At 66.1% G+C, this 23,999-nt stretch carries 19 protein-coding genes and 1 pseudogene; 11 read left to right on the top strand and 9 right to left on the bottom strand.

Annotated elements, in window-relative coordinates; all coding sequences use genetic code 11:
- The coding region (locus AC1DO7_RS19010; RefSeq protein WP_477116444.1) for a creatininase family protein at nt 1-338 on the top strand (338 nt) is incomplete at its 5' end.
- A 354-nt stretch (nt 339-692) separates the two neighbouring features.
- On the opposite strand, the gene AC1DO7_RS19005 is transcribed toward AC1DO7_RS19010, so the two are convergent.
- On the bottom strand, nt 693-2,639 hold the full coding sequence (locus tag AC1DO7_RS19005; protein ID WP_477116443.1) for an Atu1372/SO_1960 family protein: 1,947 nt from the start codon (nt 2,637-2,639) through the stop codon (nt 693-695).
- A gap of 94 nt (nt 2,640-2,733) precedes the next feature.
- Nucleotides 2,734-3,747: a tripartite tricarboxylate transporter substrate binding protein gene (locus AC1DO7_RS19000; protein ID WP_441612198.1), complete on the bottom strand. Its 1,014-nt coding sequence runs from the start codon at nt 3,745-3,747 to the stop codon at nt 2,734-2,736.
- A gap of 145 nt (nt 3,748-3,892) precedes the next feature.
- On the opposite strand from AC1DO7_RS19000, the gene AC1DO7_RS18995 reads away from it, so the two are divergent.
- The 5 genes from AC1DO7_RS18995 to AC1DO7_RS18975 all read left to right on the top strand — a co-directional run bounded on the left by AC1DO7_RS18995 (nt 3,893) and on the right by AC1DO7_RS18975 (nt 10,177).
- Nucleotides 3,893-4,822: a LysR family transcriptional regulator gene (locus AC1DO7_RS18995; RefSeq protein ID WP_441612199.1), complete on the top strand. Its 930-nt coding sequence runs from the start codon at nt 3,893-3,895 to the stop codon at nt 4,820-4,822.
- A 375-nt stretch (nt 4,823-5,197) separates the two neighbouring features.
- Entirely contained in the window at nt 5,198-6,991 is a 1,794-nt protein-coding gene (locus AC1DO7_RS18990; protein WP_441612201.1) for a caspase family protein, read from the top strand.
- A gap of 277 nt (nt 6,992-7,268) precedes the next feature.
- Entirely contained in the window at nt 7,269-7,778 is a 510-nt protein-coding gene (locus tag AC1DO7_RS18985; protein ID WP_441612202.1) for a helix-turn-helix domain-containing protein, read from the top strand.
- A gap of 217 nt (nt 7,779-7,995) precedes the next feature.
- The gene (locus AC1DO7_RS18980) at nt 7,996-9,594 is read left to right on the top strand and encodes an MFS transporter (protein WP_441612203.1); all 1,599 of its coding nucleotides are present in this window, start codon (nt 7,996-7,998) and stop codon (nt 9,592-9,594) included.
- Between the two features lie 118 nt (nt 9,595-9,712).
- Nucleotides 9,713-10,177, top strand: a complete 465-nt coding sequence (locus tag AC1DO7_RS18975) for a MarR family winged helix-turn-helix transcriptional regulator (protein ID WP_441612204.1) — start codon at nt 9,713-9,715, stop codon at nt 10,175-10,177.
- A gap of 6 nt (nt 10,178-10,183) precedes the next feature.
- Here AC1DO7_RS18975 and AC1DO7_RS18970 read toward each other — a convergent pair whose 3' ends face one another.
- From AC1DO7_RS18970 to AC1DO7_RS18960, 3 genes are all read right to left on the bottom strand, one after another.
- Nucleotides 10,184-11,533 (bottom strand): cobyrinic acid a,c-diamide synthase CobB, encoded by a 1,350-nt coding sequence (locus tag AC1DO7_RS18970; RefSeq protein WP_441612206.1) that lies wholly within the window; start codon nt 11,531-11,533, stop codon nt 10,184-10,186.
- A 79-nt stretch (nt 11,534-11,612) separates the two neighbouring features.
- Nucleotides 11,613-12,305 carry a response regulator gene (locus AC1DO7_RS18965; RefSeq protein ID WP_441612207.1) on the bottom strand — a complete coding sequence of 231 codons (693 nt, stop codon included), beginning with the start codon at nt 12,303-12,305 and terminating at the stop codon, nt 11,613-11,615.
- A gap of 183 nt (nt 12,306-12,488) precedes the next feature.
- Nucleotides 12,489-13,445 carry a LysR substrate-binding domain-containing protein gene (locus AC1DO7_RS18960; RefSeq protein ID WP_441612281.1) on the bottom strand — a complete coding sequence of 319 codons (957 nt, stop codon included), beginning with the start codon at nt 13,443-13,445 and terminating at the stop codon, nt 12,489-12,491.
- A 902-nt stretch (nt 13,446-14,347) separates the two neighbouring features.
- On the opposite strand from AC1DO7_RS18960, the gene AC1DO7_RS18955 reads away from it, so the two are divergent.
- Complete coding sequence (locus tag AC1DO7_RS18955) at nt 14,348-14,641, top strand: transposase (RefSeq protein WP_441612208.1); 294 nt, start codon at nt 14,348-14,350, stop codon at nt 14,639-14,641.
- 105 nt (nt 14,642-14,746) lie between these two features.
- A complete protein-coding gene (locus AC1DO7_RS18950) occupies nt 14,747-15,112 on the top strand; it encodes a hypothetical protein (RefSeq protein ID WP_441612209.1) in 366 nt (121 codons plus the stop codon).
- A 30-nt stretch (nt 15,113-15,142) separates the two neighbouring features.
- Here the strand turns inward: AC1DO7_RS18950 and AC1DO7_RS18945 are convergent, their stop codons facing one another.
- Nucleotides 15,143-15,667, bottom strand: coding sequence for a hypothetical protein (locus AC1DO7_RS18945; protein ID WP_441612210.1), 525 nt, complete (start codon nt 15,665-15,667; stop codon nt 15,143-15,145).
- Between the two features lie 571 nt (nt 15,668-16,238).
- Between AC1DO7_RS18945 and AC1DO7_RS18940 the strand changes: the two genes are divergently transcribed.
- Nucleotides 16,239-17,396, top strand: a complete 1,158-nt coding sequence (locus AC1DO7_RS18940; RefSeq protein ID WP_477116442.1) for an extracellular catalytic domain type 1 short-chain-length polyhydroxyalkanoate depolymerase — start codon at nt 16,239-16,241, stop codon at nt 17,394-17,396.
- 79 nt (nt 17,397-17,475) lie between these two features.
- On the opposite strand, the gene AC1DO7_RS18935 is transcribed toward AC1DO7_RS18940, so the two are convergent.
- A complete protein-coding gene (locus AC1DO7_RS18935; protein ID WP_441612212.1) occupies nt 17,476-18,786 on the bottom strand; it encodes an MFS transporter in 1,311 nt (436 codons plus the stop codon).
- 456 nt (nt 18,787-19,242) lie between these two features.
- On the opposite strand from AC1DO7_RS18935, the pseudogene AC1DO7_RS18930 reads away from it, so the two are divergent.
- Nucleotides 19,243-23,075, top strand: a pseudogene (locus AC1DO7_RS18930) (DUF748 domain-containing protein).
- Between the two features lie 105 nt (nt 23,076-23,180).
- Nucleotides 23,181-23,366 (top strand): rubredoxin, encoded by a 186-nt coding sequence (locus AC1DO7_RS18925; protein ID WP_441612214.1) that lies wholly within the window; start codon nt 23,181-23,183, stop codon nt 23,364-23,366.
- A gap of 103 nt (nt 23,367-23,469) precedes the next feature.
- On the opposite strand, the gene AC1DO7_RS18920 is transcribed toward AC1DO7_RS18925, so the two are convergent.
- Entirely contained in the window at nt 23,470-23,628 is a 159-nt protein-coding gene (locus tag AC1DO7_RS18920; protein ID WP_441612215.1) for a hypothetical protein, read from the bottom strand.
- Between the two features lie 62 nt (nt 23,629-23,690).
- Nucleotides 23,691-23,873 (bottom strand): hypothetical protein, encoded by a 183-nt coding sequence (locus AC1DO7_RS18915; RefSeq protein ID WP_006163669.1) that lies wholly within the window; start codon nt 23,871-23,873, stop codon nt 23,691-23,693.
- Nucleotides 23,874-23,999 lie beyond the last annotated feature (126 nt).

Below are 23,999 nucleotides of genomic sequence, written 5' to 3'. Positions count from 1 at the left end.
CGCTGAAGCTGTGCAATTGGTGGGACCTGGATGGCGTCAGCGAGCTGGCGCGCGAGCAATTTCCAACCGGTCATGGCATCCACGCCACGCCTTCCGAGATTGCAGTCACGCAATGGGCTTTTCCCGACACCATCAAATCGGCCAGCTACACGCCGCAGATTGCCGCCTCGGGCCCGATCCGCGAGGCGCTCGACTTTCGCGCGCGCTACCCGGACGGACGAATGGGTTCCGACCCTGCTCAGGCGACGCCGGAAAAAGGCGCTGAACTGGTGAAGATGGCGGCGGCGAGCCTGGCAAGGGAGCTGGATGCCTTTAGCCGTGAGCCGCTACCGGACTGACTCGTCACGACGACAAGGCATCCTGGCGCGTTGCGCGGGGATGCCGGCTTTACCGATATCCGTTTCCGTGGCGAGCGCACCCGCATGTTCCTGACGGTTGTTGCGCGCCGGCCACTCTGCCGATTGCCGGGAGACCAGGCTGCATCTTTCGATGCGTGAGGTCGATCGGCAACCCCTGCGCTACCTTCGTGAGGTCCTCGCCGTGGCCCGGTTCTGTCGGGCCGTGCGCGTGCGCCAGCGCATGAGCCAGCGCGATTCGCGCTGGCGACCGGCGCGCCGGGCCTGAGCCCGGCGAATCCCCTCGTCATAGAAAGAGAAAGCATGGCACGGCGCCGCTCGCGCCGTGCCATGCAATCACGCCACTTCAACGATCAGTTCGATTTCCAGGCAGGCGCCGAGCGGAAGCTGCGGTACGCCGAACGCGCTGCGCGCGTGCTGGCCGCGCGTGCCAAACACCTCGGCGAACAGTTCACTGGCGCCGTTGGTCACCAGGTGCTGCTCGGTGAAGTCGGCAGTCGAATGGACGAGGCTCGTCAGCTTGACGATCCGCACGATCGCATCGAGATCGCCGGTGGCGGCATGCAGCGTGGCGAGCAAGTCGATGGCGACCAGGCGTGCCGCCGCGATACCGTCGGCGGTGCGCAGGTCGTCGCCGAAGCGGCCGGTGCGAACCTGGCCATCGAGGCGAGACAGATGGCCGGACAAATGGATCAGGTTGCCGGATCGCACGCTTGGCACGTAGGCCGCCGCCGGGCCGGAAGCCTTGGGCAGTTCGATGCCGAGCTGCGCGAGCTTGTCGTAGACTCCCGGCGCCGGCGCGAATGCCGGACCCTCCGGCTTCAGGCGCATGCCGGGCTTGAGATGCTTCCACGGCAGGTCCGCCGGATCCGCCATGAACGGACCGGGCGCACGCACCACGGCAATGTCTTCCGCGATCGCGGCGAAGTCGGCGCGGAAATGCACCGAGCTTTTGTTCACGAGGATCTTCATCTGCGCCGGTTCGATGCCGACCGCGCGGTACATGTTGCGGTCTAGCAGTTGTGCCTTGGTCGAGCTGACGGCGACGAGCACGCCGTCGATCCGCAGTCGCGCCATCGGCCCCATGTCGGCAGCCTTGCCATGCATCATCGGCCCACCGTAGACGAACTTGCCATCGGACAGCGCTTCGACCTCGAAGGTCGCCCGCAGCGGGGCATCCTCGCGCACCTGCGGGCAGCCCCCAAGCGCGATATCGAGCTTCGCGCCGACACCGGCCTGGTGCGCGGCCGCGGCCGCGGCGGGATCGCAGATGATGCCGATCGCGGCGTCCTGCGCGCCAGCCTTGAGAAGCGCGCGCAGCATGCCCATGGTGTTGCCATCGCCGCCGACGCCGGGGTTGTCCTGCGTGTCCGCGAGGATCACCGGCCGCACGGCCTGTTGCGCGATCCGCATGGCACGCTGCACAGCCGCATCCGGCTCCTCGAACTGCACGGCCCACTGGCTCTCGGGCTCGCAGATGCGCGCGAACAGTGTGTCGACGGCCTGCTCGATGCGCGCCTTGTCGAATCCGTAGCCCCAAACCACGGGGCCGCACTCGGCGAAGTCGGCCGCGGGAAAGCCCGGGGTGAACGACAGCGACAGCACGCCTTGCTGCTCCAGTTCTTCGAGCAAGGCGTAGATGCCTTGGGCGGGCTGCATCTCCGTGGACATGCTGTTGACCGGGATCAGGAACGGCACGCGCCGTGCCACCAGATGCGCGCGCGTCTGCCGCGTGCTCAGTTCCAGCAGCAGTTCGGCCGCGCGCTTGCCCGTGGCCGCCATGTCCACGTGCGGGTAGGTGCGGTATGCCACCGCGCCATCCGCGAGGGCGAGCATCTGCCCGGTGACGTTGGCGTGCAGGTCCAGCGAGACAACGATCTTCATGTCGGGGCCCGCCACGGCACGGATGCGCGCCAGCAATTCCCCCTCGCCATCGTCGAGGTGCCGGGCCACCATGGCGCCATGCAGGTCGAGATAGATCGCGTCGTACGAGGCTGTCCTTGCCGCCTCCACGATCTCGCCTGCGATGCGCTCGTAGGCATCGGCCGCGACGTGGGCCGAGGCGCCGGCGGCCGCCCAGATCACCGGCGTGACGGTGTGACCGTACTCGCGCATGTGGTGGATGAAGCCGCTGATCGGCACATTCACCGTCAGCAGGTCATAGATCGCTTCGCCGCGGACCATGGCGGGGAAATCCTCGCCACGGACGAAACTCTCGTAGGTGGCCATGGTTGGCGCGAACGTATTGGTTTCGTGCTGGAAACCGGCTATTAGGATATTCAAGGGAGACCTTCCTGGATCGGAGTGCTGGAACGAAGCAATGCCCATGGCGACGCCGGGACTGGCGCCGCCATGGGCATTGCCGTGACGGAGGAAACTATTGCGGCGTCAGCTTGATCGAGTGGGCCAGCTTCCTGAACTTCTGAGTCTCGTCGACGTAGAACGCCGCGGAGGCCTCGAGTGTCTGCGGCTTCATCGGCTGCACGCCGGAGAGCTCAAGCGCCTTGATCAGTTCGGCGGAGCGCAGCGCCTGCTGCGATGCTTCCAGCAACAGGCGCGCGCGTTCTGCGGGGATGCCGGTCCTGCCCATGACCCCCAGCCAGATCGAATAGACGAACTCGGACTTGCGCGCGACGCTGGTTTCGGAGATCGCTGGCACATCGGGCAAGGTTCGCATGCGCTGCGTGTCCAGCACCGCGACGGCCTTGATCTTGTGTGCCTCGAGCAACTGGGTGGAGGCACCGAGGTTCGGCAGGATCGTCATGTCGATCTGGCGGCCGGTCAGGTCCGCCAGCATCGGCGTGGCGCCCTTGTACGGCACCTGCAGCATCCTGGCGCCGGTCAGCTGCGCCATGTACTCGGCGACGATGTGGTACATGGTCCCGTAGCCCGGATTGCCGAAGGTCAGGCTCGGGCTGCCCGGCTGCCTGCCGGCCGCAATGATCTGTTCGAGTGAGTTGTACGGCAGGTCGCTGCGAACCATGACCACGAGCGGGTGGATCGAGACCGGGGCCAGCAGCGCCAGTTCCTCCGACTTGTACCTGGCGCTGGCGAGCGCCAGCGGCGTCAGGATGGCTTCGTTGGGCGAACCCATGATCAGCGTGTAGCCATCGGCCGGGCGGCTCAGCAGCCGCTGCACCGCCAGCGCGCCGCCGGCGCCGGGCAGGTTTTCGATGACCACGGGCTGGCCGAGCACCTTGGCCATGGTTGGCTGCATGGCCCGCGCAAGCACGTCGGCGGGTCCCCCCGGCGGGAATGCGACCAGCATCGATACCGGCTTGGTGGGAAACGCGTCGGCGGCGGACGCCGGCGCACTGGCCAGCGCAATCCCCAGGAGGGCGGCACTAAGCGCCACCCAGTGTCTGAGGGGGGATAGTCCTTGGTCTTGCATGTCGTCCTCGGCTCTCTTATTGGCATCGCGCGCATGACGCGAATTGGTTGGTGAGGACCATTGTTGGCTGTAATATTCGTTCGAGCAACAGCAATTAATCAGACAAATCGTTGCTATATGGGCAACGGAACGCGGACGGCACACCATGCGAGAAATCAATCAGAAGCGGCTGAAGTACTTTCATGAGGTGCTGGTGCACCGCTCGATCCGTGGCGCCGCGGAAGCGCTCAATACGGCGCCCTCGGTCATCACGCGGCAGGTCGCCTTGCTAGAGGAGGAAATCGGCCTCACGCTGTTCGAGAGGCGGGCGCGCGGCGTGGTTCCCACCGACGCCGCCGAGCATCTGCTCGAGTACTGGCGCGCTTGCCAGGCCCATCAGGAGCAGCTTGCCGAGCGCTTGCGCGCGATCGAGTCCATGGATGCCGGCATGGTCCGGATCGTCGTGAGCGAGGGGTTTATCGACGGCCTTACCGAGCAGATCGTTGCCCCGTTCTGCAAAGCGCATCCGAAACTATCGGTCGAACTCGATGCACAGCCCGCGAGCGATCTGAACAATGCGGTGATCGAGGACACGGCGCACATCGGCCTTGCCTACAATCCCGAACCCGATCCGCTGCTCCATTTTGTGATGAGCGCGCCGGCGCCGGCCAAGCTCATGGTGAGGGCCGGGCATCCACTGACCCGGATCGCCGCTCCGCTGCATCTAAGCCAGATACTCGACTTTCCGCTGGCACTGATGCCGCCCGGCTACGGCGTCGAGCGGCTGGTGGAAATGCTCGAGTACGCCGAGCACGTGAAGCTGCGCCCCTCGCTGCGCAGCAACTCGGTGACGGCGCTCAAGCGCTTCGTGCGATCGACCGATGGCGTGACATTCATCGGCGCGGGACTGGCCGCGGCCAACGAAATCGAGGCAGGCCAGATGGTCGCGCTCGAACTCGCGCACCCACTCTGCCAGACGGCACAGGTGAGGCTGTTCGTGCGCCAGGGACGGCCGCTGTCGGTGGCGGCCAACCGCTTGCTGACGGAAATCGAGAAGAACTTCTCCGTGTTCCTGGATCGGCCGGCCAGCGTGTGAGCCTTGTTCGCTCGATCCAGGCGGAACACTGCTGAGCGATCGGGGCAAGCACCGCACGCAAGTATTCGCGCTGGGGGATGTCGCCCTCGATGCGATGCAAGGCTTCCGGATGCTGCCGCATGTACGCAGTTTGAGTTTTGAGCTGGTGGGTGACGCCGAAGGAAACCCATGCAAGGATTGGTGGCACTTCACCCTGTGCTTCCGCGATGCCGGGCTCGACTTTCCTTGCGTATTCAGCGGCGTTTAAATCAGCCATAAATATATTGATACGCCGCATCCGCCTTCTGGCTGATTCTGTGCGCCCGCATCCGGCCTAAGCTGGTTCGCACTCATGCCTCTTATCGCGAATCCACGCAGAGCAGGAAGGGACAACAGATGGCCAAGACGATCTCTGTTCTATGTGTGCATGGCGTCGGTCATGGCGACGCCGATCCGGACCTGCAAGGTGGCTGGACCAGCGCGATACACGACGGACTGGTAGCGTGGAACCCGGCGCTGGATGGCGCCGTCACCTGCGACTTTCTACTGTACGACTCGCTTTTCGAAAAGGCGCCTCAGAATCCGGTCGCCTACGCAAAAGCCTTTGCCGGCCTGTTGGAAAGCGGCGTCGTCCACGGCATCGGTGACCTGTTCACGCGCGACCGTGGCCTGTTCGACATCCCCGAAACGCTGCGTTGGACCGCCGGCATGACAGCGCAGTGGGTGAGTGACGAGCAACTCAGAGCCGACGCGCGCGATAGCGTCCTCGCAAAGCTAAAGGCGGGCAGCTATGACGTCGTTTGTGCCCATAGCCTGGGATCGCTGATCTGCTATGACGCCTTCATCAGGAATCCGGCCGCGGTAAAGGACATGTACTTCGTCTCCTTTGGCTCGCAGATTGGCAATCCCTTTGTGCGCGACATTTTCGCCGGACGAATCGTGGCGTTGCCCCAGGCCACTACGTGGTTCCATCTGTTCAACCCGGACGATCACGTGCTGACCGCCGATATCCGCCTCTCCGCGGAGAACTTCGAGGAAATCGGGACGAAGTTCGACATCCCCAACGACGTGCTCAACCATAGTGCCATCTGGTACCTGGGGCATCAGAACACGCGCGCGACGGTGTGGCGAAACATCTCCGGCGCCAAGGTGGCCAGGACACTGGCCCGTGGCGGGAAGGAGTATCGCAGCCTCAGCGTCAAACCGACTCGCCGTGCCTTGCTGATCGGCATCAACGACTACCCGGACCCCGCCAACCGGCTCGAAGGTTGCGTCAATGACGTATTCCTGATGAGTGCCGTGCTGCAGGAATGCGGCCTGGCCGCGGAAGACATTCGCATCGTCCTGAACGAGCGTGCCACGGCGGCGTCGATCCTCGATCGGCTCAAGTGGCTGCTGGATGGCATCAAGGCCGGGGATGAGCGCGTGCTTTTCTACTCCGGGCATGGCGCGCAGATGCCGGTCTACGGGCCCAGTGACGAGGTCGACCACATGGACGAATGCCTGGTTCCCTACGATTTCGACTGGACCCCCCAGCACGCCGTCACCGACAAGCAGTTCGCGGAGCTCTACAGCCAGATTCCTTACGATGCCTACTTCGCCGCCATCTTCGACTGCTGCCACGCCGGCGGCATGACCCGCGAAGGCGGACGCCGGGTGCGAGGCCTCACGCCGCCCGACGACATCCGCCACCGTGCGCTGCGCTGGAACCCCAGTCTTCAGGTGTGGGAGGACCGTCCGTTGCCAAGTCCAAATCCGTCGCTGACGGACAGCAGGCAGGGGGTCGACTTCCTCGGCTCCGACGGCGCCACCTATCGGATGGGGCGGGCGATCCGCCTGCGCACGCTGCCCCAGAAGACCTATGACAGCGTGCGCAGCAAGCTCAAACACCACGGCCCATACCTTCCCGTCCTCATGGAAGCTTGCCAGGAGAGCCAGCTCTCCTACGAGTATCGCGACGGCGCGCAATCCTATGGCGCATTTACCTTCTGCCTTGCGGCCAGCCTCCGGGCTGCCCGCGCCAAGAACAAGAATCCGACTTTCACGCAACTCATGGACGATGTGAGTACCCGGCTCGCCGTCATGAAATATGACCAGACGCCAAATCTGCTTGGTGCGAAAGATATCCTGGGGAGCAAGGTGCCATGGACCAGGCCGGCCAGCCCGCCGCGCGGAAAGAGAAAGCCGTAGGGCTGTGCCGGGCCGGGGATTTGTGGATTCGCAGATGGGGAGCGCGCCGGCATGAAGGCACTGTCAACCTCCGCGTTCGGCGCCCACGCAAAAAAAAGGACCGCGGCCGCGGTCCCCGGGAAAAAGCTGATCCCAAAGGGGGTCAGAAGGATCAGTTCCTCCAATATCGACTTCTTTGATCGAGATGACCAGGTGGTGATTTGCTTGAGGTCAAGAATGTGTCGAGTCTGGCCGGACGGCCTCAATATGCACTCAATGCTCCGCGTGTGGCCGGGACGTGGAAGACCGAGACGGCGTCGCTCATCCGCTCCGCCTGTTCCTCCAGCGATTGCGCTGCGGCTGCGGATTCTTCCACCAATGCAGCGTTCTGCTGGGTAACACGCTGTGTCGCATCAATGTGCCGGCACTGCGGGCCCTTGCCAGTAACCTGCCGTCGCTGCACAACAATATCCTGCGCCTGCTCTCCACCGAGGTGCAGCGCGACCACCGGATGCTCTCGACGCTTGGCGTGATGAGCGCGGAGGAGCGGCTGATCTGCTTCCTGCTTGATTTGTCGGTCCGCCTGTCGGCGCGCGGCTTTGCGTCGAGCGAGTTCCGGCTGCGCATGACGCGCGAGGAGATCGGGCGCTATCTCGGCCTGCAGCTGGAAACCGTCAGTCGACTGTTCTCGCGGCTCTCCGATGCCGGCCTGATCGAAATTCGCCATCGCAGCGTGAAGTTGCTCGACGCCACGGCGCTGCACGCGATCTATGCCCGGACAATCGCGGAGGCTCCGGCCGAGCGCTGAGGGAACGCCGCCCAGGCGCAGCAATGGCTGGACGACGCGCACCGCGCCACTCGGCTGTTTGATATCCGCTCCGCGCAGGAATTTGCCCATCGCGCATCGTGTTCGACGACGACGGTGAAATCTCGGCCTCTCTCTTGTCGCCGCACCAACCCGGCCCCCATTTCCCCGGTGCTGTCCTATAATGGTTGACACTACAATCATTGATTGGGCAACAAAAATGATATCGCAGCCTCACCCGCCGCATAGCAGCGGGCAAGTGCTACCGTTCCGGGAGTCCCTCCTGGCGATGCTGGGCATCGCGTTCGTGGTGATGCTGGTGGCGCTCGACCAGACCGTGGTCGGTACCGCGCTGCCTACCGTGGTGGCGGAACTGCAGGGATTCGAGTACTACGCCTGGGTGGCTACGGCTTACCTGCTGTTCTCGGTGATCACGGTGCCGATCTTCGGGCGGCTGGGTGACTACTACGGCCGCAAGCCATTCGTCATGGCGTCGATCGTGGTGTTCACGGCGGCCTCGGTGCTGTGCGGGATGGCGCCGAGCATGCTGTTCCTGGTGCTGGCGCGCGGCCTGCAGGGCATCGGCGGAGGCATGCTGGTGGGCACGGCCTTTGCGTGCATTCCCGATCTGTTTCCCGATTCCCATGTGCGCCTGCGCTGGCAGGTAATGATGAGCGCGGCGTTCGGCATTGCCAACGCGGTGGGGCCGTCGCTCGGCGGCTTGCTGACCGAGGCCTACGGCTGGCGCGCGGTGTTTTATGTGAACCTGCCGGTGGGCGTGCTGGGCTTGCTGTTTGCCTGGCGCTATCTGCCGCACCTGCGCCAGCAGGCGCATGCGGGTGCGATCAAGGTGGACTGGCTGGGCGCGGCGCTGATCGGCGCGGGCCTTGGCGGCCTGCAACTGTGCGTGGAACTGATGCCGGAGCGCGGCTTTGGCTGGTTGACAGGGGGGCTGCTGGTGGCGTCGGTGTGCGCGCTGGTGGGACTGTGGCAATGGGAGCGCCGTGCGCCGAACCCGATCCTGCCGCTGGAGATGTTCCGCAATCCTGGCCTGGCGCCCTTGTTCGTGCTCGCGGTGTTCGTGGGTTTCACGATGTTCTCGCTGCTGCTCTACGCGCCGCTGCTGTTCCAGGGGGGCTTCGGCTATTCGCCGAAGGAGGCGGGCGTGCTGGTGACGCCGCTGGTCGTGTGCATCACCCTGGGCAGTATCCTGAATGGCCGTATCATCACGCGCATCCGCCAGCCCAACAATATGCTGTATGCCGGCTTCGCGATGCTGGCGCTGGCCTGCCTCGGGCTGTCGCAGGCCACGCGCGGGATGCCGCACCAGCTGTTGCTCGGCATCATGCTGGTGGGCGGATTCGGGCTGGGCTTCATCATGCCGAATCTGACCGTGTTCGCGCAGCAGACGGCGGGGCGCGAGCATCTAGGCATCGCCACGGCCATGCTGCAGTCGCTGCGCATGGTGGGTGGCATGGTGGGCACGGCCATCGTCGGGACGCTGGTCACGCGCAGCTACATCAGCGGTGTGCGCGATGCGCTGCAAGGCGCCGGTGCCGGCGAATGGCAGGCGCGCATGGCGGACCCGCAGATCCTGATCGACCGCGCCGGGCAGTCCAGCCTCGTGGCGCAATTGCAGGCGGCCGGCCACAATGGCGCCTTGCTGCTGGAGCAGGCCAGGCTGTCGCTGGTCGGCGCGATCCATATCGGGCTGGCGCTGGCGGCGGTGATTGCCGTGGTTGGCCTGTGGCGCTCGCGCCGCGTGCCGCCCGTGAAGCTGGAGCGCGCCGTGAAGCAGCAGGTCATGGCCGCGGAATGATTTTGCCCTGGGCCGTCCGGGGAACGCCCCGGATCATGCCGGGGTGCCGGACAGGTCCGATGGTTTGTGAAGCCGCCGTGCGCACGCAACGCGCGGCGGGCCCAGACGGGAGAGTGGATTGGAACTGGAGCGACAAAGCCTGGCTGTGCTACAGCAGTTCGGGCGGACTTACCGGGCCTATGCGGCCGCGTTCGAGCAACGCATCGGGCACCCCTTGCCGCGCTGGCGCATTCTCTACGCCTTGCACGGCCATGCCGGTCCGATCGCGCAGAAGCCGCTGGCCGATCGCGTGGGCATGGATCCGGGCGCGCTCACGCGCCAGCTCAAGGCCCTGCAGGAGCTGGGCTGGGTGGAGCGCAACACTAGCGAACGCGACAACCGCGTGACCAACGTCACGCTGTCGGCATTGGGCCTGAGCATCGTGGAGCAGGCGCTGCCGCAGCGCGCGTCCTTCCTGCAGGACGTGCTGGAGAACGTTTCCGAGACCACCATGCGCAATCTGTCCAAAGGCCTCGAGCAACTCGAGTCGGGCATCGCCCTTGCCGTGCAGCGCGGCGCCCAGGACAAGGCCGACGCGGCCTGACGACGGCTACCCCGCCGTGGCGCCGAACAGTCGCGCCACCGCCTGCGGGTTGGACGGAAAGTAGATGTGCGTATAAGAAGCGGTCAGCGCGCCATGCCGGAACACCGGCTCGCCACGCGAGCCATCGCGTGGCACGGTCGCATGACAGTACGGCGCCAGCGGCGTCTGCGCGCTGGAGTAATGGAAGGTATGGCCGCGCACCGTGCCTTCCGGGAGCGCCAGCCACTGGTGCCCCAGCGCGGCCAGCCGCGCTTGCATGGCGACCGTGCCGGGCAGCAGGCCCGCCAGGCTGTGCGCTTGCCCGGCCTTGTCCACCAGCGTGTCGAACAACATCATCATGCCGCCGCACTCGGCCAGCATCGGCAACCCGTTTGCGTGGGCGGCGCGCAGCGAGGCCAGCATGCCGCCGTTGGCCGCGAGGCGCGCCGCGTGCAGTTCGGGATAGCCGCCGGGCAGCCAAAGCGCGTCGCAGGCAGGCAGGGCTTCATCCGCCAGCGGCGAGAAGAAGACCAGGCGGGCGCCCAGCCCCTGCAAGGTGTCGAGATTGGCGGGATAGAGGAAGCGGCAGGCTGCGTCGCGGGCCACGGCGATGGTCCTGCCAGCCAGCAAGGGCGGCAGCGGTGGCAGCGGTGGTGCGGCTGCAATCCCGACGGCCGCCGGCAAGGCGGCGATCGGCTGCCCGGCCAGTGCGTCGGCCAGCCGGTCGAGGCGGGCGGGAAGATCGGGAAGCTCGTCGGCGGCATGCAAGCCGAGGTGACGTTCCGGCAACGAGGCATCCTTGTCGCGCGCCAGCCCGCCAGCCCAGCCGATATGCGCCGGCAGGCTCTCGCGCAGCATCTCGGCATGCCGTGCGGAGGCCACGCCATTGGCCAGCACCTGCATGGAAACCAGCGGCTGGCCATAGCCCGCCAGCCCGAAGGCCAGCGCGCCGAAGGTCTGCGCCATCGCGCCGGCCTGGATCACGCTGAGCACAGGCAGCCCGAAATGACGCGCAATATCCGCGCTGCTCGGCGTACCGTCGTGCAAGCCCATCACGCCTTCCACGAGTATCAGGTCCGCCTCTCGCGCAGCCTGCGCCAGGCGCGCCGCGGCGTCCTCGGCGCCGGTCATCCACAGGTCGAGCGAGTGAACCGGCGCGCCGCTTGCAGCCGCCAGTATCGACGGGTCCAGGTAGTCGGGGCCACTCTTGAAGACGCGGACCTTGCGGCCCTGGCGGCGGTGCAGCCACGCCAGCGCGGCGGTGACCGTGGTCTTGCCTTGCCCCGAGGCCGGCGCCGCGACCAGCAGGGCTGGCACGCGCAGGCTGCCGGCGTCGGGGGATGGTTTGCCAGCGAAGGCGGGTGAGGGGGCAGACATGACGAGGGCCGTGAGGAAAATCGAAGGGCGGAGCGCGCATGCCGGGCACGTGCGTGGCCGGCATGCCGCGGCGCTGCGATTATAGCCACTCGGTATGGCTGGGCCCGTCGGCGTCGGCGTGCAGCGGCAGCACCAGGCCCTGCTGCGCGGCGAAGTCGAACAGCTCGCGCTCGTTGCTGGCTCCCAGCTTGTGCATGGCACTGTTCTTCTGGCGGCTGATGGTCTTCACGCTGCGGCACAGCTGTTCGGCGATGCCGGTGACGGAGTTGCCGCTGAGATAGAGGCGCAGGACCTCGGATTCCCGTACCGACAGATTGACGGCGCCGGCGCGGCCCGGCGCGTAGTGCGCGCCAGACTGATCCAGCACGCGCGCGGCGGATTCGCCGATGAAGCGCAGCCCGCGCTCGACGCGGATGATAGCGGTGACCAGTTCGTCCAGCTGGGAATCCTTGAGCAACAGGCCGTGGGCGCCGGTGTTGAGGATTGCGCGCAACACGAGCGGGTTGGTGATCATGGTGAGGACGACCACGCCCAGCGCCGGGTGATGGCGCCGCAGGCTGGCGAGCAGGCGGATGCCGTCACCCGCGTTGGCACAGGGCATGTGGTAATCGGTGACCACGATATCGGGGCGGAATACACGGGTGGCCTGAAGCAACTCGGCGGCGCCGCGCACGTCGGCGCAGATCTCCCATCCGGTCTGGCCCCGCAATTGGCACCTGACCGCCAGCGCGATGGCAGGATGGTCATCGGCAATCAGGATTTTCAATGGCATGGCAACGCTCCTGGGCGGGCGCGCGGTTTCCGCGCTGCGGGTGCCCAGGCAGAATAAGCGTCGCTTTCGGCATATGGCCTGAGACTATTCTCAATTTGGAGCCGAAAAGTCCGGGCTTGACGCTGGCCGGCCGCCAGCCGCCGGGGCATCCGGGGATGGCTTGCCAGGCGGCTTGCGCGCGTGTCAGGCCGCGTACGCGGTGCGGCTTTCCTGGGCCCGGTGGCGGCGGTCGATGGCGACGACCGGATCGTGGAGGACCGCGCTGCCAATCTCGAGGATGCCGCGCAAGGCGTTGCCTGTGCTGGCCCGCGCCGGCGCCCAGAAATGCAGGGCGGCCCATTCGGGAAAGCTGCTCGGCGGCGCCAGCAAGCGCGTCTTCTGGTTGCGGGTGACCAGCGGCACATTGAAGTCCAGCAGCGGACAGGTGCCGCCCGCCGCGAGCAGCAGCGCTACCTGGGTATGCCAGGATGGCACCACGGTTTCCCGGTAAGCCGGATCGTGGGCAAGCCGGTTCAGGAAACCGTGCAACGGGCTGCCCGGCTCGGTGTCTTCCTGCAGCAGGATCCATTCGTTCCTGCCTTCCGCTTCCTCGGGGCTGCCGGGCCGGATCACGCTGACCAGGCGGCGCGGCGTGGCCATGATGCTGTGCAATGCCACCTGGTCGGGCACGAAATGGCTGTCCACCACGAATGCGCAATCCAGTTCGCCGCTGTCCAGCTGGGCGGCAAGCGCGGCGTCGGCAAAGACCGGCCGCGTCATGAAGCGGTCTTCGGGAAACTGCTCGCACAGCGCGGTGAGGATTTCGGTGATGACCGGATCGCCGATCGAAGGCGAAAACCCGATCGAGATGCGCCGTTGCGGGCTGGCTGCTTCGGCGGCTGGCGTGGCGGGGCGCACCAGGTGGGACCATTTCGACAGGATCTGCCGTGCGGTCTGTTCCAGCCGCAGGGCGTGYGCGGTCGGTTCCAGCGTGCCGTTGCGGCGGATGAAGAGGGGGTCGCCGGTGATCTCGCGCAGCCGCGCGAGGCTGTAGGCAATGGTCGGAACCCGGCCTTGCGTGCAGGCGGCGACGGCGCTGAGGTCTCGATATTCCATCAGCAGAACGAAGACGTGCAAAAGCTTGGTGCTGACGTGCCGCATGGTAGCTTCTCCCGATTTGAAACTTGGTTTTTCTTTTTTAGTTTTTTCTTGTTCGTGATGTTGCCGTGGCCGGTCATGGCCCCGAGCCAGTACCGGGATGAAGCGGAGCCTGGGCCATATACGTTGCCTCTCCAGATGTCCCGGCGCATGCGGGATCCATGAAGAAGTGTTTCTCCAGAATGATGGCCCGGTATAAAGACCCGTTCGCTGAAAAAACTGCAGCCGACCCGGCTTGGCGAAGGGATCCTGTCGCCTGTTTTGCACGGGGCATGGAGCCCGGCAACCGGCGATCGAAATTTAGTTAATGCCAGACAAGATTAATACATAACTTTGAAACTTGCCAGGGGTCCTTTCGTTGGGATTATAAAAAATACATCATCTAATTCATGTTGTTCGGACATAGAGACAATAAAGAATGCATGTGTTCTGCGAATCATAACTGCGGGTCTCCTGGGTGCCGGTGGCGGCATAAAATAGCGCAAGGCTTTCATTATCCGGTTGTTTTTCATGCGCTTTCAGTGGCGATGGCGATGTCACTCCCGGTTCACTCCGCAATTCGGGAAAATAATTCGTCAATTAAGTTGAGATCGATTTTGTCATCGGATATTCACGCGTCCAGCCGCGAAGGGTGGATCTAAAAAGAACTGAATTCACTCGTGGAAAATGTTTAATTGCCTTCCGTTTCCGTAGTGTTATTCTTAAAGGTTTGCCCGGGTCAGGTGGGGCTGGGGCGATAGGGATGTGCCGGCGTCACGCCGGCGTGGTTCTCCAAATTGCTTAACTCGCGTCATGAACACACTGAATTGCCTTTTGCGGTGCGGGTGGTAACTTTGCGGCAGGGGTAGAACTGGCCACGCACGCGCCTGCCGGGCGCGAGCGGCCTTTGCTAGCGGAGGCAGGCAGTGAACAGACGATTCTCGGAGGAGCAGATCCGCGGCTACCTTGCGGAAGCGGCGACCGGCGTGCCGGTGCGCGAACTGTGCGCGCGCTATGGCTTCAGTGATGCGTCCTTCTACGGCTGGCGTATCAAGTACGCGCACGGCGCGGGAGGGGAAGCGCGGGGCGAAAGCCGCAAGCTGCGTGAGTTGCAGGAGGAAAACACCCGTCTTAAGAGTATGCTTGCCGATGCGCTGCTCAAGCTCGAGCTGCTGCGCAACCCCAATAACCGTGGCGGCAACAGCAAGGAACGAAGCTAAGTCCGGATCTTCCCGCCATGCACGATTGACGGCGCTGAGTGCTGGCGACCCATGAGCCAGGATCGTCAGGGATGGCGCGTAGCGCCCCCACTGTGGAGATGAGAAATGAGACGGGCTTCGATAGTCATGGCTGGCCTGCTGGGACTCTGGCTGCCTGGCAGCCAGCTTGCCACCGCCGCCGCGCTGGAGGTTCCCGCGCCGATGGTCGCGCCACCGCCGCCGCTGATGCTCGACCCCGCCACCGACAATGCCGGCCCGGCCGCCGACGGTACCCTGACGCCGGCCCAGCGCACGCACTGCCAGGCCTTGCTCGACCGGATCAACGGATTGCCCTCGGGCACGCAATGGTCCGCCGGCAAGTCCACGGTGACTTCCGCCGATGGCAGCACCCACCAGATGATCGAACGCCAGGCCGACCGCAAGAAGCTCAACGAAGCGTACCGGCAGGAATGTGCCCAGGAAAAACGCTGAGCGCCTTGCCTGTGCCTCCCTTGCCGTGCCTCATTTGCTGTCGCAGCGCTCCGGCGGAATCGTGACTTCCCCTACCGGCTGGTTGCCCTTGCCCTGGTAGCGGTAGTTCAGCGTGACACCCATGCGGCCGAGCACCGGCACGTCCGGGTTACGGCAGATGCCCTTTACCAGCACCGGCCCCGCACTGGCCATGAAGGCCACGGTGCCCTCGCGCGAGGCGTCGACCCCTACCAGGCTCAGGCGGAATACCACCCGCTTGCCGGGCGAAACGCTGCAGCCCTCCAGGCGGGTCGCGTTGTCGAGCGTGAAAGGTCCGGCACGCGTCAGTTCCTGGCATGCCGCGACGAGTTCGGCGTCCGCGCCACCGCCTGTCAGCCGCGTGACCCCGCTCATGCCGGTGCCTTTGCCCTCGACTGTGCCGAGCAAGAGCCTGGCCAGCTTGGAGAGCGATGCCGGCGTGTTCGCTTGCGCAGCGACTGCCGGTGCGAGTCCGGTGATCATCAGGAAGGCAAGTGGCGCCGCGCGGATGCGCGCGGCAAAAGGGGAGTCCCGCATACAGATAGATACCGGAAACCAGGTCGGGCGCCGTCGCGCGCAGAGGACCAGCGCTGGCTGGCGTCTTCTGCGTGCACTGAGGCATGGGCTGACCATAACCGCGATTGCGCGGGCAAGCTGTCGGTCTTTGTCCTACGCCGCCGGCGCGCGCACGGCCCCGCCACGCTGGTGCGGCGGCAGTGAAGCCTTGGCCGGCGAGGCATTCCGCCCGGCACCCGGCCCGGCGCCTTCCCAGGTGGGCGGATCGTCACGCGCTCGGGGTCTTCGTCAAGCACAGCGAGCAGCTCGACATAGCTTCTTCGGACGTGGCCATGCGTTCTCCAATTCCCCGGAATTGACACCAATGCAGTATAACCACGGCCCTTCTGCCGCTAACTCGGGTGTATCTGTGTTCTTTTGCGCTCCGGATCAAATTTTTTCGATGCGGTAGCGCGGCGCCCCATGCGCGCGTTGCTGCACGCAGCGGGGCGCAATGTCTGCCTTGCATGACATGTGGCTGGAAAGCGACGGCGGGCGCGCCCTGGCGGCTGTGTTATGCTGCATCGCAACAATGCAGACAGCAGGAGTCTTCATGGCCAAGAGCCTTTCGGCGGACTGGCATGCGCAACTCCGGCACATCAGCCGGGCGCAGCCGCAGTCCGTGCGCCAACTCAAGACATGGTTCGACCGTATCGCAACTCTTAACCCGGCGTCCCCCCGCCTGCGGGCGCGCTCGCCCGCTCCCTTGCGCCTGCCGTCGCGGCAGCCTCTGCCCGGCGAATGGACCGCTCACCACCACGACCTGGCGCCATTGCCGGGCGAACTGGTGCCGCACCTGCCGTACTGGCTTTATGTGCCTTCGCGCGGGGCACGCCGCCCCATGCCGCTGGTCGTGATGCTGCATGGCTGCCGGCAGACGCCGGAAGACCTGGCCGCCGGAACCCGCATGAACGCGCTGGCCGAGCGCGAGGGCTTCATCGTGGCCTATCCGCAGCAGCCGCTGCGGCGCCAGATGCAGCGCTGCTGGCAATGGTTCGACCTGGGCGCCACGGAAGGCGGCCGCGAGGCGCAGGCGCTGTCGGTGCTGATCGATGCACTGGTGACGCGGCCCGACGTGCGCGCCGACCAGGTCTACCTGGCCGGCTTGTCCGCTGGCGCCAGCATGGCGGCGGTCRTGGCGTTGCGCTATCCCGGCAAGATCGCCGCCGTGGGCCTGCACTCCGGGGTGGTAGTCGGCGCCGGGCATACCCCGCACGACGGCCTGCGTGCCATGCTGCATGGCAGCAGCGTCGACCCGGCGATGCTGCTGGATGCCGCCGGCGCCATGCCGGGCGGACCCAGGATGCCCGCCATCATCCTGCACGGCATGGCCGACGATGCGGTGAATCCGGTCAACGCACGTCTGCTGGCGCGGCAATTCCTGGCCTACAACGGCATGACCGAACGCGTGGACGACCGCATGAACGGCGACGCGAAGCGGCACCCGGACCATGCCGGAGTGCCGCCCGCCGATGCGGCGGGTACCGGCGCCGCCGTTGCGCGCGTCGATCCGCCTTCCGCGGCCCTGCCTGCCGGCGACTACCTCGAGGCCAGCTTCGGCGTGTGGAACCGCGAGATGGTGGAAGTGTGCGAGATTGCCGGTCTCAGTCACGCGTGGAGCGGCGGTGACGGCGACTTTGCCTATCACTCGCCGGTCGGGCCCGACGCCAGCGCGCTGATGTGGAAATTCTTCAGGCAGCATCGCCGCTGAGGTGGCGGCCGCAAGGCAAATAAAAAGGGCCGCACAGCCAAGTGCGGCCCTTTTGCCTTTCCGGAGCGGGACAGCTGGTTCAGGCCAGCGAGCGATCCTTGACGAACAGCGCCGTCACCATGCCCAGTGCGCACAGCGCCACCACGTAGTAGGCGGGCGCGAGCGGGTCGTTCTTGAGCATCAGCGTGACGATCATCGGAGTCAGGCCGCCGAAGATCGCGTACGACAGGTTGTACGAAAACGACAGGCCCGAGAAGCGCACCTGCGCCGGGAAGGCCTTGACCAGCACGAACGGCACCGCGCCGATGGTGCCGACGAAGAAGCCGGCCACGGCATACAGCGGGATCAGCAGGTCGGGGCGCGTGTGCAGGACGCTATAGAAGATATAGGAGCTGACCGCCAGCAGCAGTCCGCCGACGAACAGCGTCACGCGGGCGCCGATCTTGTCTGCCATCAGCCCTGCCACCACGCAGCCCACGGTCAGGCACAGCGTGGCCACGCTGTTGGCCACCAGCGCGGTGCGCGCGTCGAAGCCGTAGATCTTCTGCAGGAAGGTCGGGGTCATCAGGATCACCACCACGATGCCGGCCGACAGCATCCACGTCAGCAGCATCGATACAGCAACCGCGCCACGGTGGTCGCGCACCACCGCCTTGAGCGGCATTTCCGCGGCAAGCGCCTTGCGCTTCTGCAGTTCGGCGAACACCGGCGTCTCGTGCAGCCAGCGGCGCAGGTACATCGAGCCGATGCCGAACACGCCGCCGAGCAGGAACGGCACGCGCCAGCCCCAGTCGGTGAGTTCAGCCGGCGTGAAGATGCTGTTGATGGCGGTGGCCACCAGCGAACCCAGCAGGATGCCGGCGGTCAGCCCGGCGGTCAGCGTGCCGCAGGCGTAGCCGGTGCGGCGCGCCGGTACGTGCTCGGAGACGAAGACCCAGGCGCCGGGCACTTCGCCGCCCACGGCCGCGCCCTGCATCACGCGCAGCAGCAGCAGCGCCACGGGCGCCAGCAGGCCGATCGCGTGGTAGGTCGGCAGCAGGCCCATCAGCAGCGTCGGCACCGACATCAGCAGGATGGAAAGCGTGAACATCTTCTTGCGGCCGAGCAGGTCGCCGAAGTGCGCCATGATGATGCCGCCCAGCGGGCGGGCCAGGTACCCCGCGGCGAAAATGCCGAAGGTCTGCAGCTGGCGCAGCCAGTCCGGCACCGAGGGCGGGAAGAACAGCTGCCCGATGACGGTGGCGAAGAAGACGAAGATGATGAAGTCGTAGAACTCGAGCGCGCCCCCGAGGGCGGCGAGGGCAAGCGTCTTGTAATCCTGTCCGGTCAGGGGGCGCGCCGGGATGCTGCGCGCGTCGTCTGCTCCGGCAGTACTGCTGATGGTCGACATGAGGAGACTCGCATGGAAAAAGTTCGCATGCGAAGCGCACAACACGGTTGACGTGGAGGGATCTGGCCGGAGGGTTACAGCGCGGGAGAAGCAGGCACGAAGTGGCGGATAAGCCGCTGGCTTGCGACAAGACGCTTCGCAAAGACGGAACAATACCAGATTGGCGCGGGCCCGGCCGGCACCAGCCCAGTTGAATGGATTATTTGCAGTCCTGAAATCGCCTTGAGATTAGTTTGAATGCCTTTGCTTTGCCCCGAACCGTTGCCATAATGTGGGTAAAAAGTGAAATCAGGGCCACAAAGTGGCCGATTCGCCGGATAGCCGCATAATAAAAGCGCATCTTCTTGCGTTGGCGGCAGGCGAATTCCGCGTGCGCAGCGTGCGCGGCTTTTCGGCAGCCCGGAAATAACGGGATTTCGGGTGAGGGTGTTTCGGGGTCGAATTCTTCAGGATCACATGGCAATCAAGTTCTCCATGCAGGCGGCAACCGCCACGCCGCGCCGCCGGGCTGGCGTGCGGGTAGCCGGCGGCATCGTGGCCGCGCTGGCGGTGTTCGGCCTGGCCGGGTATTTCGGCGGGCCACCGCTGATCAAGTCGTTCGTGGCCGGAAAGGCCAGCGAAGCGCTCGGCCGCAAGGTCACCTTCGGCGGCGCCCAGGTCCGGCCGTTCTCGCTGGCGGTCACCGTTTCCGACGTCACCATCTACGAGCCCGACGGCACCACGCCGATGCTCACGCTGGGCGAAGCGGAAATCGACGGCGCCATCGCCTCGCTGTGGCACATGGCGCCGGTAGTGGACGCCGTGCATATCGACAGGCCCGCGCTGCACCTCGCGCGCGATGCCAGCGGCCGCATGAATTACGCGGACATCCAGGAGCGCTTCGCCGCCAGGCCGGCCCCGCCCAAGTCCGAGCCGGCGCGCTTCTCCGTCAACAATATCGCCCTGACCGGTGGCAGCCTGGTGTTCGATGACAAGCTGCTCCAGCAGACGCAGCGCGTGGACGACCTCACCATCACGCTGCCGTTCCTGTCCAACCTGCCGCACGACGTAGAGATCGTCACGCGGCCCACGCTGAGCGCGCGCATCAACGGCGCTTTATCCAGGACAAGGACAAGCAGGACATCTTCCTGGCGGGCACGGCGGCGCTGCGCGAGGCCGATATCCGCAAGCACGACGGCTCGCCGCTGCTGAAGGCGGGCCGCCTGGCCGTCGATATCACCCGCATCGAGCCGCTGGGCCACAAGGCGCACCTGCGCAGCGTGACGGTGGAAGGACTGGCTGCTAACGCCACGCGCCATGCCGATGGCACGCTCGACCTGGCCCAGGCCTTCCTGCCGCAGGCCACCGCCACGGCGCCAGCCAGGCCGGCAAGGCCTGCTCCCGCACCCGGCGCCGCGGCGCCGGCCTCCGCGCCGGCCGCGAAAGCCGCGCCCGCTTCGGCGCCCGCGGCGGCGGGCATCGCGCAGCCGCAGCCGGCCGAGGCACCGTGGACCTATGCGGTCGACCAGATCAGCATCAAGCAAGCCAGTCTCGCGCTGCGCGACGAGCTTGCCGCTTCCGGGCCAGGCACGCTGGCGCTCGGACCGCTGGACGCCGAAGTCGCGGGCCTGTCCGGCGACAGCGACAAGCCTGCCAAGGTACAGGCCAAGCTGGCGCTGGGCGAGGGGCAAAGCCTCAGCCACGAAGGTGAACTGACGCTGCGTTCCGGCACCATGGCCGGCACGCTGCAGGCCAGCGGCGTCAGGCCGCAAGGATTTGCCGCGTGGTGGCCGCCCGAGCTGCGCACCAAGCTCGGCGATACCGCCGTCAACGCCGAACTGCACTACAAGATGGCCTGGGGCGGCCCCGCCTTTGCGTTCTCGCTGGACAAGTCCCGCGTGGAGCTGGCGCCGCTTTACCTGAGCACGCGCGAACCGGTCACGGTACCTGCATTGGCCACCGGCGGCGCTGCGGCCGGCAATGCCGCGGCCAACAATGCCGCAGCCAGCAATGCCGCCAGCAATGCCGCCGACAATGCCCGCCGGCGCGATGCGCGCCGCGCCCGTGGACGCGACAGTGACAGCGACACTGCCAACCTGCCGGTCATGCGTGCCGAGCGCGTGGCGCTCGACGACATCGCGTTCGATCTCGCCGGCCATACCTTCCAGGCCGRCCAATTGGTGGTGGCCAAGCCGCAGGTGGCGCTCACGCGCGATTACCGCGGCCAGCTGCTCGAGAGCGCGCGCCTGTGGGCGGCGCAGTCCGAACAGAAGGCAAGCCAGCGCACGGCCGTCGCCACGGCCAAGACCGTCCAGCCGGAGAGCGCGCCGGCGGCCAGGTCACTGCCGTGGAAGGCGCAGCTCGGCAAGTTCTCGCTCGATGGGGGCGAGGTGCGCGTGACGGACTACGAGCCGGCCGTCGCCAACCGCGACCGACCTGTCATCCACCAGTACCGCAACGTGAGCCTGGCCACCGGCATGCTGCAGTGGCCCATGGCCGGCGGCGCGATTCCGCTCAAGCTCAAGGCCGAGACCGGCCGCCGCGGCGTGCTGGCCCTGGATGGCACCATGCTGCCCACGGTGCCGGCCGTGCAGCTGCAACTGGACCTGCGCGAGATCGACCTGGCACCGATGCAGCCCTACCTGGCCGACCGCTTCAACGCCGCGCTGCGCGGCGGCACCGCGACCGTGAAGGGCCGCCTGGGCGTGGATGCGCCAAGCGGCAAGCCGATTGCCGCGCGCTTCGCCGGCAATGCGCTGCTCGGCAATGTGCGCAGCGTGGACCGCGTGACCGGCGACGATTTCCTGCGCTGGCGCTCGCTGGCGGTCAACGGCATCGACTTCGCCATGGACGAGTCGAAGGGGCCGGTGAAGGTGGGCGTGGGCAGCGTGGCGCTGTCCGACTTTTACGCGCGCGTGATCCTCAACGCCAATGGCCGGCTGAACCTGCAGGATGTCCTGGCCGGCGGCGCCGCCAAAGGCGAAGCCGCGCCGAGCACCAGCCTGACGCAGGCCAGCCCGGCCTCTGCGCCTGCCGCCGCTCCCGCTCCGGCGCCCGCCGCCGCCAGGGCGGCTGCCAAGCCGCAGGTCCGCATCGGTGGCGTGACGGTGGAGAAGGGCAACATCAATTTCTCGGACTTCTTCGTCAAGCCCAACTACTCGGCCAACCTGACCGATATGAAGGGCTCGGTCTCCAAGGTCACATCGACCGATCCGGCCCCCGCCGACCTGACCCTGGCCGGGCGCATCGATGACGATGYCCCGGTCACGATCGACGGCAAGCTCAACCCGCTGGCCGACCAGCTCTACCTCGACATCGCCGCCAAGGCCGCCGGCGTGGAACTGACGCGCCTCACCCCGTACGCGACCAAGTACGCCGGCTATCCGATCACCAAGGGCAAGCTCACGGTGGATGTGGCGTACAAGATCGAGAACGGCAAGCTGGACGCGCGCAACCATCTCTACCTGGACCAGCTCACCTTCGGCGACAAGGTCGACAGCCCCACCGCGACCAAGCTGCCGGTGCTGCTGGCGGTTTCGCTGCTGAAGGACCGCAACGGYGTGATCGACATCAACCTGCCGGTGTCGGGCTCGCTGTCCGATCCGCAGTTCAGCATCGGCGGGGTGATCGCGCGGGTCATCGTCAACCTGCTGACCAAGGCCATCACCTCGCCGTTTTCGCTGATCGCCTCGGCCTTCGGTGGCGGCGGCGGCGACGAACTGGGCTACGTGGAATTCCCACCTGGCACCGCCACGCTGACGCCGGCGGCCAAGGAGAAGATCGCCACGCTCGGCAAGGCGCTGGCCGACCGCCCCGCGCTACGGCTGGAGATCAGCGGCCGCATCGATCCGGCCACCGACATGGCCGGCGCTCGCCGGGCCTGGCTCGACGCGCGCGTGGCCGAGCAGAAGGCACGCGACCTGCGCACCAGTGCCCGCGAGGGAGCGGTGGCCGAAGAGAATGAGGAGGGCGAGCAGGGTGCCAAGGTGACGGTGTCGGCGCAGGAATATCCGAAGTACCTGGAGGCGGTCTACAAGCGCGAATCGTTCAAGAAGCCGCGCAACATGATCGGCCTGTCCAAGTCGCTGCCGCCTCAGGAGATGGAAAAGCTGCTGCTCGACAATGCACCGGTGACCGATGTGGAACTGCGGCAACTCGCCGAGCAGCGTGCGCTGGCGGTCAAGCAGGCGCTGGAACGCGATGCCAAGGTACCGGACAGCCACCTGTTCCTGACCGCCCCCAAGCTCAGCGCCGAGGGCATCAAGGACAAAGGCGCGCCCAACCGGGTCGACTTCGCCATCCGCCAGTAGGGCCGGCAAGGCAGCAGCGCACCCGGCGCCACGGGCCGGCGGCGCAAGCCGCTGCCGGCCAAAAGCTTGTATGATCTGGCCCGGAATGGAAAACAGGAGTGCGTTTTGCTGCAGGAAGTCGTTGCCTACAAGACCTGGGTTTGCCTGATTTGCGGCTGGGTCTATGACGAAGAACAGGGATGGCCGGAAGACGGCATTGCCCCCGGCACGCGCTGGGAAGAGATTCCGGAAGACTGGCGCTGCCCCGAATGTGACGTGGGCAAGGGCGAGTTCGCGATGATCGAGATCTGAGCCGGAAGGCTCAGGCAAGGCCGTGGAGCGTAGCGCCTGACGCCTGGCATTGGTGTCCGGCGTGCGGCGCCCGGCCGCCGGCGGGCGGCTCAGTGACGCTGCCTCAGTGACGCTGCAATTCCTTGCAGATACCGCCGCGCCGCCTGCGTCCGGCACAGCGGCGATAGCGCATGCGATACGGATGGCTGCAGCGCCAGATCGCGGCGCCGACGGTGACCAGCAACAAAGTCACCATGATGGTGGCCAGCAGCCCAAGCGTCATCGCGGCCTCCTTTCCACAGTCAGCCCGCAGTTCCCTCGAACGCGCAATGCGTCGGGCAGTGCTCAGATGAGCAGTGGCAGCGCCTCGAGCAGGGCCACCGCCAGCAGGGCTCCGAAGATCGCGCCGGCCGCGCGGCAACTGATGCGCAAAGCCCGGGCCGTGAACGGAATCCCGCCGAAGGCGATCATGCCAACCAGCGCCATCGGGATCAGAAATACAAGATCATGTGACGTGAAGTGCAGCACGGCTGTCTCCTGTCTCTCTCCTTGTTGTTCCAGTATAGAAAGTGTCGGCGGTACGCCAAGCCCGATCGCGTCGGGGTTGTCACCTAAGCGGCACGCGGCACCCGCGCGCACGGTTGGCGCGGCAAT

Source organism: Cupriavidus sp. 05N40 (assembly GCF_056397305.1).
Note: the sequence above shows the minus strand (reverse complement) of the source record. Positions and strands in the feature narration are given on the sequence as shown.